Here is a 12,412-nt window from a genome sequence, read left to right on the forward strand (position 1 = left end):
GTCAGTCTCCTAGGCGATACTTCAAAATGATATTCCGAACCTGCTTCACTTGGTAGGGCTTGGCTTTATTACCGTCCCGTTGAAGATTAATCTTTTCCTCAACCCCAGTCATCCTGAACATATGATGACTACCGCCCACTCGCATCTCAAACCCTATACGGTGCAACAAACGAACCAAGTCTGAAAAGGCTATATTCGCATCGGCGCGACCGCCCAACACTTGATCCAGCAGTTTTTCATCTTTGCCCATACTCGGAATCTATCACACAGACCCGTTTACCGCAATGCCACCCGAGAAATCGACGGGGACTGACACCAGACACTTTGGGATTTCATGGATGTTGAGCCACTAACCTGACTGTGGTATGTATTCGGCCTCACGGATATTAGTGGCATGAATATAAAGATAAAGGTTCACAGGATTCTCACCACTGAAGCATTAACCTGATATGGATTCCTCCACCATTAATAATGCTTCGTCTCCAGGTGTTAAAATCTCCCTCTTCCGTTCGCTGTTCAAAGGCCGGGAAGATGTCTACCCCCGCCGTTTCGAAAGCCGCAAAACCGGTAAGTCCGGCTACCAGCCTGCCTGCGCCAACGAGTGGACACGGGGATTGTGTGACAAACGCAACGTCCGATGCCCAGATTGTCGCAACCGGCGCTTTCACGCCGTCACTGATGAAACCATCCGCTGGCATCTTTCCGGACAGGATGCCACTGGCACTCCCTTCGTAATGGGCCTCTATCCCCTGCTCCAAGACGACACCTGTTTCTTCCTTGCCGCTGATTTCGATAAATCAACCTGGCGGGATGATGTAAGGGCTGTTGTAGAGACATGCCGCCAACTCGACCTCCCCGTTGCGCTTGAGCGCTCCCGCTCCGGCAATGGCGGCCATCTTTGGTTCTTCTTTGATCAGGCCATCCCTGCATCCCTCGCGCGTAAGCTCGGCTCTTATATCCTCACTGAAACCATGGAACGTCGTCCAGATATAGGACTGGATTCCTATGACCGGTTTTTTCCCAACCAGGACACCCTCCCGGCCAAAGGTTTTGGGAACCTGATAGCCCTCCCCCTCCAGAAACTTCCTCGTGACCAAGGCCATAGTGTCTTTCTGGATGAACAGGGACTCCCCATCTCCGACCAATGGTCCTTTCTGGCTTCACTCCCCAAACTTTCACGCGACCTCATTGAATTCCTTGTCCAAAAGGCAGAACGACAAGATCGTGTACTGAATGTTCCGCTGGTGTTGCAGGAAGAGGACGAGTCAACCCCCTGGTCTCTGCCCCCTTCGCGGCAACGCAAGGCCATGCCCATCACCACGCCCCTGCCCGACATCCTTGAACTCGTCCTTGGGAACCAGATCTTCATAAACAAAGCGACCCTGCCTCCCGCCTTGCGTAACCGCATCCTCCGCCTGGCCGCGTTCCAGAATCCGGAATTCTATAAACAACAGGCGATGCGAAACTACATCTCGCTGCCGCGAATCATCGCGTGCGCCGAGGATTATCCGCAGCACATCGGGCTCCCTCGCGGCTGCTTGCGCAACCTTGAATCCCTATTATCCGATCTCTCCATCAAACCCTCCTTTCTCGATGAACGCACTCACGGGACCCCGATTGACGCATCATTCATTGGCGACCTTTATCCCGACCAGCGCGCCGCCGGGGAGGCGCTCCTCGCTCATGAAACCGGCATCCTGTGGGCTACGACCGCCTTTGGGAAGACCGTGCTGGCGGCCTGGCTGATTGCTCAACGCGGCGTGAACACCCTGATTCTTGTGCATCGCCGTCAACTGATGGAGCAATGGGTGGAACGGTTATCCGCATTCCTCAAACTTCCCCCTAAATCCATCGGCTGTATCGGCTCAGGCCGTAATAAGCCAACCGGAAAAATCGATGTCGCTATCATGCAGAGTCTGGTTCATGAAGGGCAGGTTGATGACCGTGTGGGGGAATACGGCTACGTAATCGCCGATGAATGCCATCATCTCGCATCCCCTCTTTACGCACAGGTGGCCGGCCGGGCCAAGGCCAGGTTTTTTACCGGACTCACCGCCACCCTGACCCGCAAGGATGGTCATCATCCCCTTGTCCAGATGCTCTGCGGCCCCGTCCGCTTCCGCGTGGATGCCCGACAACAGGCGCACCAACGGCCCTTCACCCACTCCATCCTCGTCCGTCCTACCGCCTACATTCCTCCCGGACAACTTGAGGAAGACCGGCGACTTCAATTCCAGGCGTTATACGAGGGCCTGATTACCTGTCGGCCGCGGAATGAGCTGATTGTCCAGGATGTGATCGCGTGTGTCCAGCAGGGGCGCAGCCCGATCGTGCTAACCCAGCGTACAGAACATCTCGAATCCCTTCAGGCGCTTCTTGAACCCGCCGTCAAACATCTTCTTGTTTTACGGGGCGGCATGGGCCGCAAAGAGCTTAAAGGCTTGCTCGCCCGACTGGCTTCTATTCCCGCAGACGAGGAGCGGGTTCTGTTGGCTACGGGTCATTATCTCGGAGAGGGCTTTGATGACGCACGGCTCGACACGCTCTTCCTGACGCTGCCAGTATCCTGGCGCGGCACCATTGCCCAATATGCAGGGCGGCTCCACCGTCTGCATGAAGCTAAAAAGGAGGTGCGAATTTACGATTATGCAGACCTGAACGTCCCCATGCTGGCACGCATGTTCGACAAACGCTGCACGGGCTACGAGGCGATCGGCTACAGCATCCTTCTCCCCGCCAGTGCTGTCCCCGGCTGGCCGACGGAGGTCCCCCTGCCGGTCGAACCGGAATGGAAGCGCGACTATGCCGCCACCGTTCAACGCCTGATCCGGGACGGCGTGGATACTCATCTTGGCAACTTATTTGTACATGCGGCCCGCACCTACCCTGCCGACACCGAAGGAGTGGGCCGTGCCCGGAGTGCTTCCGAAGCTTTTTTCTTCCAGCGGCTTGAAACGCTGCCGGAAACCGCCAGCCGCTTCCGCCTCAATCAGATCCTGCCTATCCCATTCGACAATTATGGACAGATGGAGGTGGATTTCCTTTGCCCGGAAGCCAAATTGGTAATTGAACTTGATGGACCACACCATTTCGCCGATCAGGAGGCCTACCGGCGCGACCGGCGAAAAGATGCCTGTCTTCAAGAACATGGTTATTTTGTCCTCAGATTCCTCTGTGACGATGTCGGGAAGCAGCTTGATCAAGTGCTGGACACCGTCATCAGGGTACTTGCTCTGCGAAACCGGCGCCACATATGACCCTAAATAGAGCGGTTCAGCCGCGCAGTAGCGCGCCCGAACTGTTCTTTTTGATAAATCCCATAACGTGCAACCCATTTTGGAATGTTTACAGGCATGACATTTCAGGAGAATCTCCGCACAACGCGATGGAAAGCGTATGCAGTCAGCGGAGGCGCGCGGCACGCTCAGGTGGAGGCCGACGTCCCGGCGGCCTATGTGCCTAGTGGGGCGAGAAGATCGTTCGCCGACTTATCCGCCGGAAGTACCGGAGGCGGAGGACGTCGAACGCCACCTTGGTTGCTGGGGGCGACGTTAAAAAGCCCGTGCACACGTACACGTGGGCTTTCAGGGGATTCCCGAGGTTAGATGATAGCATGACCGCGCCGCGACAACAGAGCCCGACTGATATGCCGCAAAAGGCCCGCGCCTACGTGCGGGCGGGGCTTCCAATGAGCGATGACGGGGATGGGCCAGGTATCGCAAACAACTCCCTGCATCGCTTGCGGCTGAATCCGATCCCCCAGTCCAGCCGGCTGGACTTGTCTTAAGTCAATCCACACAAGTAACTTACGCTATATTTTTTTCTCGCCATAGTTGATTTACCAGGTTCAGAGAGTCAAGACCGGCCTCTTTCAAGGCGCTTTCATTGACCAGGATTCGGACCACGGTCCTGATCAACGTTCCAGATATGGCCTTTTGCTGAAGCGTGGCTATAGAGTGCCTGAAAGTCTCATGATGAGACTTTTCCGCAACTCCCTCATTCCAGCCTGTTACGCAATATGTCGTTTGCAATCTGTCATCTTTTGGTTTGACCCCGATTTGCCCGCTGACAATTGCATCACAAATCCGGATTCACATCAACAGTCCTTCCTCAACGAAGAATTTTACGGCATCGTCACGAATGGATTCACGCGTGTTTGGAGCGTAGCGGACGCCAACTGCGCGGCGTGATCCCTACGAGCTACGGGATCAGGAGCAGACGGCCTGGAAAGCCCGTGGGCGCATACACGCGGGCCGGCCTGTGATCTGCATCATAACAACTTTGGCGATCTCTTTGGCCGGCTTATGTTTGAGCCGGGAGGCGCTTATCCCCCGATGGAAAAGAACGCCGTTCTATTTGCCGGTACGGATGACGCGCGGTTTGTCTCCACCTATATGGTTTTCTGTGAGAGCCACTGGTCATCACGAAACCAGCCTCATAACAAGGATTTCGACCGGTCAGACGTCTACCTCCTTGCCCAGAATGCACTCGCGGATGCCACCTACATGTCCGCCCTACGCGACCAATACGATTTCGACCGGCCCACCAACACCACGGTCATACAACGGTTACTCGGTCGTGATCGCGCCTATCCACTGAGGCCCATCCTTATCCCCAGTGCGGAGGACAACACCCAAGCGTTCCGGCAATATGTCGCGGATGTCCAGGCTGACCGCGATTCTAATCCCGCCAATCCCTCTATCAACGTTACCAACGGACGCATTCGTGTCCGCGGAGTTGGCGGGGTGATGCACATTAATGGCATTCTCGCCCATTGGATTTTCACCCGCAACAAGGACCAACACCCCTTCTACGTTGAGGAGAGTTACGGGATTCCCTGGATGTACCCGAATCTGCAGCCCGCAGGCATCATCATGAAACTCGGGCCGCAGCCGCTCCCCTCTCCGCAGGAAAACCCGCAGCTCTGGCGGGAAATCATTGACCATGACCGTGCTTACTGGGATCAATTGGCTTCGATGTTGATGGCGCGTGGCGATTTCCGTCGTAATGAGGATGCAAAGAAATGTTTCTCCCATTTGCGGGGGGCGATTGCCGGCCTCTATGTTTTCCGGGAAATGAATGCCGACGCGGAATATGCCTTCCGGCAGGCGCTTCAACTCGATCCGGGAAATTCCGAAAGCCATTTCCGCCTGGCGGATCTTTATCTGAGGCAGCAGCGCTATGCCGAGGCCCGAGCTCTCATGAATGCCTATCAGAAGCTGGAGCCCGCCGATACTTCCGCCCGCGACTTCTTGGCGTCTATCGCTGCTACCGAGAAAGATCACATCCGGCGACAGGACTTGGAAAAACGAACACCTCGATCAATGACCTGAACCTCTATATTTTCCCTATCAAGGTTAGGCCCTTGAACTGGGCGCGGTAATAGCCCCGGTCACGCGTAAGCAACCGGTCCGCCTGATGCAACGCATGGGCGCCGATTATGAAATCCGCCATGACGCGGGTTCGCGCCCTCCCGGCTTTGCGATACGCTTTCCAGCAGGCCCCGGCATGGACCGCCGCTTTTTCCACCAAAGGCAAATAACGAACCCCCAGTGTTTTCATGGCGGATTCAAAGGCAGACTCATCCGGGAAAACCGCCCGCGTCTCCGCCCAAACCACATCACTGGCAACCAGCGTCCCCTCCTGCAAGCATTGTCGCAGACAGGCCGCCGAGGCAGGCCCATGCACCGGATCATCAACGAACACATCTATCAGGACGCTCGTATCCACAGCAGTTATCATGCATCACCCCGGAGTTCCCGGATTATGTCGTCTGATTTCCGCCCACTCCGGATGCACCCCGTCACCTTGGATACTGGATCCGCACTAACCACCTTGGTCAGAACAAGTCGGCCCCTATCCTCCTCGAAATCCACCACCGTGCTGGGGCCGATTCCCAACCTGTCCCGGAACCGTTTCGGGATGGTCACTTGACCGCGCTCCGCTACAACGGCATTCATAAATGACTCCTTTGTATAAAGTATGCACTTTGCATCACGGATACATACTCTCATATCACGTTTGGCGGGTCAAGTTAGGCAAAGTTAATTATGGTTAAACGGCCTCTTTTTTTGAATAATCACAGCGCGAATGACAGACTCCTACACAGATACGATCGCGGCGATCGCAACAGCCCCTGGCGAAGGGGCGATTGCCATTGTCCGCCTTACCGGGCCGGCAAGCCTTGAGATCGCCGACCGCGTATTCCGCGGCAAGGGGCGCCCACCTTCACGGCGGGCAGCCCAGACGTTCGTGCATGGCACCCTCGTCAGCGAGAACGGGGTGATCGATGAAGTGATTCTGCTGATCTATCGTGCCCCTCATAGTTACACCCGGGAAGACTCCGTGGAGTTCCAGGGGCATGGCGGCTCGGCAGCCGCCAAACGGATCCTCCGGACCATGCTGGAAGCTGGAGCCAGAATGGCAGAACCCGGCGAATTCACTAAACGGGCGTTTCTGAGTGGCCGTATTGATCTTCTGCAGGCCGAGGCCGTACTCGACCTGATCCGCGCCCGCTCCGACCGTGCCGCCGATGCCGCCTTGGAGCAACTTAGCGGCAGCCTCAGCAAGGCATTCGAGCAATTGTACGATGATACCCTGGCCCTGGCGGCCAATCTGGAGGCCACCCTTGATTTCTCCGAGGACGAACTCCCTGCGTCTGTCATGCAGGAGGTCATCGCCCGGAGACAGCACGTTGACGCCGAATTCAAGCGCCTGCTCGATTCCTGGGACGAGGGCCACCTACTCCGCGAAGGGGCCCTGGTCGTGATTTCCGGCAAACCGAATGTCGGAAAATCCACCCTGCTGAATGCCCTGGTTGGCAAGAACCGCGCCATCGTTACCCCCATCGCCGGCACCACCCGCGACACTATAGAAGAACATGTGGTCATAAATGGCTTTACGGTCAGAATAGTCGATACCGCCGGCCTTAGAGAGACCCCCTGCGAAATTGAAAAAGAAGGGGTCAGCCGGGCCATTAGCGCTATAAGTGGCTCTGATTGCAATATATATGTCATTGATGGAACTTTAGAATTAGATGATCAAGACGAGTCTAATTTAAGTTTATTAAATCCATCAAAAACAATTATCGCGATAAATAAATGTGACTCTCACGGTTTATTGACTACAACGGCCCGATTGACCAATAAGTCCGACATGTTAATCAGCGCCAAAAATGGGATCGGCATAGAGGCGCTCAAACAAGCCATTATCAGTAAATTAGGCATTCATGGTGGAGGAACGCCTCATGCCGCCATCTCAGAACGACACCGTCATTTACTGGTATCGGCCCATAAGGATATCGTTGAATCCGGCTTGTTACTCGCCCGCCCCACTCCGGAACCCGCTCTGGCGGCTTCGCGGCTGCGGGGGGCCCTCGAAACCCTGGGTCAGGTCACAGGCCGGATCTATCACGAAGAACTGCTCAACACCATCTTCTCCCGCTTCTGCATCGGAAAATAAACAGGAAGAGAATCCTAAGACCCTCATGAGTGAGTACGATATTCTTGTAGTCGGTGCCGGACATGCCGGGTGCGAGGCGGCCTTGGCCGCCGCCAGGATGGGTGCCAATACGGCCCTCCTGACCATGGATCGATTGGCGATTGCCCGAATGTCGTGCAATCCCTCCATCGGCGGGATCGCCAAATCCCACATCGTCTGCGAGCTGGATGCGCTGGGCGGCGAGATGGGCCTCAACAGCGACTGTACAGGGATTCAATTCCGCACCCTCAACACCAAAAAAGGTCCGGCGGTCCAGGCCTTCCGGACCCAATGCGACAAACACGCCTACGCCAACCGGATGCGGCGCGTCGTCGAAAAAACCCCACATCTGACCATTCTAGAGGGACAGGCAGATGATCTCTGGCTCAGCAATGGCCGCCTTTGCGGCGTTATTCTCTCCGATGGCAGCCAAATCGCAGCGAAAAGCGTCATTTTGACCACCGGAACCTTCCTGAATGGCGTCATTCACATCGGGAAGACTTCATTCCCGGGCGGCCGCAAGGGCGAAGCGGCCGCGCCCCGCCTCAGCCAATCCCTGGCCCGGATCGGGTTCAGACTCGGCCGATTAAAAACAGGGACCCCGCCCCGGCTCCATAAAGAGAGCATCAACTGGGAGAAAACCGCGGAACAACCCGGGGAAATCCCGCCCCCGTTCTTTTCCTACCAAACCCGTAAGCAGGGGGCAGTAGGCAGTGAGCAGTCAGCAGCCGGAATGTTCCACGTGGAACAAGTGCCAGTAAACAGTGAGCAGTCAGCAGTCGGCAGTCAGCAGAATTCCCACTGCTCCCCGCCCACTGCCCACTGCCCACTGCCTACTGCCAACTGCTCCCTGTTCCACGTGGAACATTCCGTACTACGGCCATGGGAACCGGGAGAATCCCAGCTTCCCTGCTATTTGACCCATACCACAAACGAAACCCATGACATTATTCGCGCCAACCTTGATAAAAGCGCGATGTATGGCGGAATCATTACGGGAAAGGGCGCGCGGTATTGTCCGTCAATCGAGGATAAGATCGTCAAGTTTGCGGACAAAGATAGCCACCATGTTTTTCTGGAACCGGAAGGGAGAACCACGCCCGAGATCTATCCCAATGGTACCTCGAACAGTCTTCCTGAAGCTGTTCAGGTAGCGATGATCCACTCCATTCCCGGATTGGAGCGGGCCGTCTTCACCAATCTGGCGTATGCCATTGAGTATGATTACTCGGATCCTACGCAACTAATGCATACGCTGGAGTCGAAGATTGTGGAGCATCTTTATTTTGCCGGACAGATCAATGGGACCACCGGCTATGAGGAGGCGGCGGGGCAGGGGTTTGTCGCGGGGGTGAATGCCGTCTTTAAATTGAGGGGTGAACCGCCCTTGGTGCTGGGGCGGGGGGATGCCTATATCGGGGTCCTGATTGATGACCTGGTCACGAAGGGAACGGATGAACCGTATCGCATGTTTACCTCGCGTGCCGAGCATCGTCTGGTGTTGCGTCAGGATAACTCCATCTTCCGGATGCTGCCATTCGCTAAACGTTTGGGAATCGTCCCAAAACCGGACCTTCATCAATTTGAAATGGTTCAAGGTCAGATCGCAACGGAGATTAAGCGATTGAACACAACGTTTCATGGCGGACAGTCTCTTGCGCAACTGCTTCGCAGGACGGAAGTTACATACCAAGACCTGCCATCAAGATTAGAATCGGACCGTTTGGTCATTTCGCAGATTGAGATTCTGGTTAAGTACGCCGGGTATATCGAGCGAGAGAATATCCAGATCGAACGGGCTCATGCGCTTGAGGATCAGCGCATCCCGGACTGGATCGATTATGACTCACTGGAGGTGCTCCGTTTTGAATGCCGGGAGAAGCTGAAGCGGATTCGACCGGAATCGTTGGGACAGGCGGCCCGGATCTCAGGAGTCAACCCTGCGGACATCTCGATCCTGGCGGTGATCATCAAGCGGGGGCCGAAGACATGAAGACCACGCGAGCGAAAATCGTCCGGCTATTGATGGACTATTTCGGGACCGATGACCGACGGATCGAGCATGCACTGAAGGTGCTCTTCCACGCTGAACAGATTTACAAAGCCGCACCCGAGGGCGATGAGGATATTCTCATTGCCGTCGCTTTGCTGCATGATATCGGCATCAAGGTCTCCGAACAGGAGTTGGGGTATAACACCGGCAAGACGCAGGAACAGTACGGGCCGCCCATTGCCGGACGGCTGCTGGCGTCCATCGCCTTCCCGCCGGAAAAACTTGAAATCGTGAAGCACATCATCGGGAATCATCACTCCCCGTCACGCTACGCTTACCCGGAATTGAAAATCCTGAAGGAGGCGGACCGGATCGTGAATGAGCAGGAAACGATCGCTAGCCTTATGGATGGCTAACACCACTACGAAACACGCGAAAGGCGCGAAAATGGTAGATCCTTGTGACCCATTTTCGCGCCTTTCGCGTGTTTCGTAGTTATAGCGTTTCTTTTCAGGAACGGGCCTGATCTTGCCCGGGATCCATGCTGAGCCGGACCGTGAGGATGACATCGCGGCCGAACACGCTCTGCAACTTGGCCAGCAGCTCTTTTTTGGCACCCCGCTGGAGTTCGCTCAACCAGGGGGAGCTATCGACAAAAATCGTCAATTCCTTGTTGATCAAACGGCCGGGGCGGGTATGTGCGGCAATGCCTTTTCCCACCGCCATGGACCACTTCTCAATCAAAATCCCCATGCGGCCCTGTTCATCCAACTTCAGGGTACTCACCAGGGAACCGACCATTGCGGAAATCGAAACGCCGCCATCAGCCATCGCTGATGAATTCTTCTTGGAATATCGAGGATATTTAAATATGGCCATGGTCTTGCGGGGAACTAAAAAGGGCAGGGTTGCCCCTGCCCTTACTCGATTCTGACAGACGCGTTACTCGCCCAACTGCCACCGGACAAACCGGCGGATCGTCAGCGTATCGCCCACCTCTTTGCCCTTGGCATCGAGGAGCTTGGTGATCGACGTATCAGGATCCTTGACGAAGCCCTGGTCAACCAGGCAGACCTGGGAGTAGAACTTGGCCATTTTCCCGTCCACGATCTTATCAACGATATTGGCCGGCTTGCCAACCACCTGCTTGGCGTAGATATCCCGTTCCGCAGCGACCACATCCGCAGACACTTCCTGGCTTACCAGATAGCGGGGACTGCAGGCGGCGACATGAAGGGTCAGATCTTTGGCCAATTCCAGAACGACCGGACTGCTGGCGGTGGCCTCCTTGCCGCAACCCAGCTCGACCATCACGCCCAGTTTGCCGTTCAGGTGGATATAAGACGCCACCATGCCCGGCCCTTGAAGCGTATACCCGATGTTGCGCTTGGCAACCAGGTTTTCACCGATCTCGGCAATCTTGGCGGCCATTTCGGTCTTGGTCGTTTCCGTGATTTTCCCATCCGGAATCGACAGCGCCTTTTCGGCCATGGCCTTCACGAATTTCTGGAAGGTCTCGTTCTTGGTCACAAAATCAGTTTCACAGTTGATTTCGACCAACGCGCTCTTCTTGCTGTCGCCGGCAGCGGCGATCATGCCCTGATTGGCGGCCCGCGATGACTTTTTGGCGGCAATGGCCATGCCGCGCTCACGCAGCAGACGAATTGCCTGATCCTTATCGCCACCGGCTTCCACGAGGGCGCGCTTGCATTCCATCATGCCGACGTTGGTGGCTTCACGTAATTCCTGAACCATTGCTGCAGTAATATCAGCCATTGTAACTCTCTCCTGAATTAGGGGTCTCGAAAAATCCCTCCCGCACTTCAGGCGGGAGGGTGGGGGAATCAGGCCTGAGGGGCGGACGGGGCCGCACCGGGCGCGCCACCGGGAGTCCGACGGCGGGGGCTGCGGCTTTCACCACGAGGCTTACGGGGACCGGAAGGGCGTCGGTCGCCATCCGCCTGGCCCTGGCCCTGTGAGGCTTCCCGCTTCTTGTTCTCCTCGACGGCAATCTTGGAGTACTCGGAAACGCCCTTGAGAATCGCCGCGGCCAAGGCCCCGGCGATCATCTTGATGCCGCGGATGGCGTCATCATTGCCGGGGATCGGGTAATCCACAGGATCGGGATTGGTGTTCGTGTCCACAATGGCAATCACCGGGATATGCAGGCGGTTGGCTTCGGCAATCGCGATGGACTCCCGGTTGACATCAACCACAAACATGGCGCCGGGCTTATCGCTCATGGCGGTCAGACCGGAAAAATTCTTGCGGAGCTTCTCAAGCTCATTCCGCAACACGGCGACTTCCTTCTTGGGCATTTTGTCGAATTCGCCATCTTTCTCCATCTTTTCAACCTGATGCATGTACTTGATCCGCTTGCGAATGGTCAGGCTGTTGGTCAAGGTACCGCCGAGCCAGCGGGTGCTGACATAGGGTTGACCACAGGAGGTCGCGATGTCCTTGGTGACCTGTTGCGCCTGCTTCTTGGTGCCGACGAAGAGGATGGGACGACCGCGGGCGGCCGTTTCGTACACGAACTGTTTGGCCTTCTCGAGCTGTTCGAGGGTTTTGGTAAGGTCAATAATGTGAATGCCGTTGCGCTTGTCGAAGACAAACGGCTTCATCTTGGGGTTCCAACGCTTGGTCTGATGACCGAAGTGCAATCCTGCATCCAGCAGGTCCTTGACGGAAAGCTCCGCCGCTTCTTGAACAATATCCATACTAGCCTCCATATATTAAGCCCATCTAAGACAGGCAATCCGCTTTGGCTGTGCCGGAGAGGCACAACACTCGCTTCCGTCCGGACACTTGCCGGACTACAAGGGGAGGGATAGTACAGATGCAGGGTGGAAAAACAAGAAATTTATTAAGGGTTATTGGGAAACGGGTGGCCGACAAAATTCTTCAGTTAGGCAGCGCGAGCCAGGGGCTTATTGCGTG

The 12,412-nt window shown here is 55.9% G+C and carries 11 protein-coding genes; 5 read left to right on the forward strand and 6 right to left on the reverse strand.

What is annotated here, in order from left to right; genetic code table 11:
- Nucleotide 1: 1 nt before the first annotated feature.
- Complete coding sequence (locus tag WCS52_18020; GenBank protein MEI6169081.1) at nt 2-250, reverse strand: type II toxin-antitoxin system HicA family toxin; 249 nt, start codon at nt 248-250, stop codon at nt 2-4.
- Between the two features lie 199 nt (nt 251-449).
- On the opposite strand from WCS52_18020, the gene WCS52_18025 reads away from it, so the two are divergent.
- Complete coding sequence (locus tag WCS52_18025; protein ID MEI6169082.1) at nt 450-3,257, forward strand: DEAD/DEAH box helicase family protein; 2,808 nt, start codon at nt 450-452, stop codon at nt 3,255-3,257.
- 1,077 nt (nt 3,258-4,334) lie between these two features.
- On the forward strand, nt 4,335-5,333 hold the full coding sequence (locus tag WCS52_18030) for a tetratricopeptide repeat protein (protein MEI6169083.1): 999 nt from the start codon (nt 4,335-4,337) through the stop codon (nt 5,331-5,333).
- Between the two features lie 4 nt (nt 5,334-5,337).
- Here WCS52_18030 and WCS52_18035 read toward each other — a convergent pair whose 3' ends face one another.
- Together WCS52_18035 and WCS52_18040 are read right to left on the reverse strand one after the other, a co-directional pair.
- On the reverse strand, nt 5,338-5,742 hold the full coding sequence (locus WCS52_18035) for a type II toxin-antitoxin system VapC family toxin (protein MEI6169084.1): 405 nt from the start codon (nt 5,740-5,742) through the stop codon (nt 5,338-5,340).
- Nucleotides 5,739-5,960 (reverse strand): AbrB/MazE/SpoVT family DNA-binding domain-containing protein, encoded by a 222-nt coding sequence (locus WCS52_18040; GenBank protein MEI6169085.1) that lies wholly within the window; start codon nt 5,958-5,960, stop codon nt 5,739-5,741. Before WCS52_18040 ends, WCS52_18035 begins: the two co-directional genes overlap by 4 nt.
- 130 nt (nt 5,961-6,090) lie before the next feature.
- Here WCS52_18040 and mnmE point away from each other — a divergent pair, with 130 nt between their 5' ends.
- The 3 genes from mnmE to WCS52_18055 are packed head-to-tail and all read left to right on the forward strand — an operon-like array spanning nt 6,091 to nt 9,888.
- The gene (mnmE, locus tag WCS52_18045; protein MEI6169086.1) at nt 6,091-7,461 is read left to right on the forward strand and encodes a tRNA uridine-5-carboxymethylaminomethyl(34) synthesis GTPase MnmE; all 1,371 of its coding nucleotides are present in this window, start codon (nt 6,091-6,093) and stop codon (nt 7,459-7,461) included.
- Nucleotides 7,462-7,486: 25 nt separating this feature from the next.
- Nucleotides 7,487-9,472 (forward strand): tRNA uridine-5-carboxymethylaminomethyl(34) synthesis enzyme MnmG, encoded by a 1,986-nt coding sequence (locus WCS52_18050; protein MEI6169087.1) that lies wholly within the window; start codon nt 7,487-7,489, stop codon nt 9,470-9,472.
- Entirely contained in the window at nt 9,469-9,888 is a 420-nt protein-coding gene (locus WCS52_18055) for an HD domain-containing protein (protein ID MEI6169088.1), read from the forward strand. The genes WCS52_18050 and WCS52_18055 overlap by 4 nt, the downstream gene beginning before the upstream one ends.
- A gap of 94 nt (nt 9,889-9,982) precedes the next feature.
- Here WCS52_18055 and WCS52_18060 read toward each other — a convergent pair whose 3' ends face one another.
- The 3 genes from WCS52_18060 to rpsB all read right to left on the reverse strand — a co-directional run bounded on the left by WCS52_18060 (nt 9,983) and on the right by rpsB (nt 12,192).
- A complete protein-coding gene (locus WCS52_18060; GenBank protein MEI6169089.1) occupies nt 9,983-10,303 on the reverse strand; it encodes a DUF721 domain-containing protein in 321 nt (106 codons plus the stop codon).
- A 111-nt stretch (nt 10,304-10,414) separates the two neighbouring features.
- Nucleotides 10,415-11,248 carry a translation elongation factor Ts gene (tsf, locus tag WCS52_18065; GenBank protein MEI6169090.1) on the reverse strand — a complete coding sequence of 278 codons (834 nt, stop codon included), beginning with the start codon at nt 11,246-11,248 and terminating at the stop codon, nt 10,415-10,417.
- A 68-nt stretch (nt 11,249-11,316) separates the two neighbouring features.
- Nucleotides 11,317-12,192, reverse strand: coding sequence for a 30S ribosomal protein S2 (gene rpsB, locus WCS52_18070; GenBank protein MEI6169091.1), 876 nt, complete (start codon nt 12,190-12,192; stop codon nt 11,317-11,319).
- Nucleotides 12,193-12,412 lie beyond the last annotated feature (220 nt).

Source organism: bacterium (genome assembly GCA_037128595.1).
GTDB lineage: Bacteria > Verrucomicrobiota > Kiritimatiellia > CAIKKV01 > CAITUY01 > JAABPW01.

What these genes read in the sequence shown, in the direction of transcription:
- WCS52_18020 (MEI6169081.1), bottom strand. Translation starts at nt 250, where the DNA reads ATGGGCAAAGATGAAAAACTGCTGGATCAAGTGTTGGGCGGTCGCGCC.
- WCS52_18025 (MEI6169082.1), top strand. Translation starts at nt 450, where the DNA reads ATGGATTCCTCCACCATTAATAATGCTTCGTCTCCAGGTGTTAAAATC.
- WCS52_18030 (MEI6169083.1), top strand. Translation starts at nt 4,335, where the DNA reads ATGGAAAAGAACGCCGTTCTATTTGCCGGTACGGATGACGCGCGGTTT.
- WCS52_18035 (MEI6169084.1), bottom strand. Translation starts at nt 5,742, where the DNA reads ATGATAACTGCTGTGGATACGAGCGTCCTGATAGATGTGTTCGTTGAT.
- WCS52_18040 (MEI6169085.1), bottom strand. Translation starts at nt 5,960, where the DNA reads ATGAATGCCGTTGTAGCGGAGCGCGGTCAAGTGACCATCCCGAAACGG.
- mnmE (MEI6169086.1), top strand. Translation starts at nt 6,091, where the DNA reads ATGACAGACTCCTACACAGATACGATCGCGGCGATCGCAACAGCCCCT.
- WCS52_18050 (MEI6169087.1), top strand. Translation starts at nt 7,487, where the DNA reads ATGAGTGAGTACGATATTCTTGTAGTCGGTGCCGGACATGCCGGGTGC.
- WCS52_18055 (MEI6169088.1), top strand. Translation starts at nt 9,469, where the DNA reads ATGAAGACCACGCGAGCGAAAATCGTCCGGCTATTGATGGACTATTTC.
- WCS52_18060 (MEI6169089.1), bottom strand. Translation starts at nt 10,303, where the DNA reads ATGGCTGATGGCGGCGTTTCGATTTCCGCAATGGTCGGTTCCCTGGTG.
- tsf (MEI6169090.1), bottom strand. Translation starts at nt 11,248, where the DNA reads ATGGCTGATATTACTGCAGCAATGGTTCAGGAATTACGTGAAGCCACC.
- rpsB (MEI6169091.1), bottom strand. Translation starts at nt 12,192, where the DNA reads ATGGATATTGTTCAAGAAGCGGCGGAGCTTTCCGTCAAGGACCTGCTG.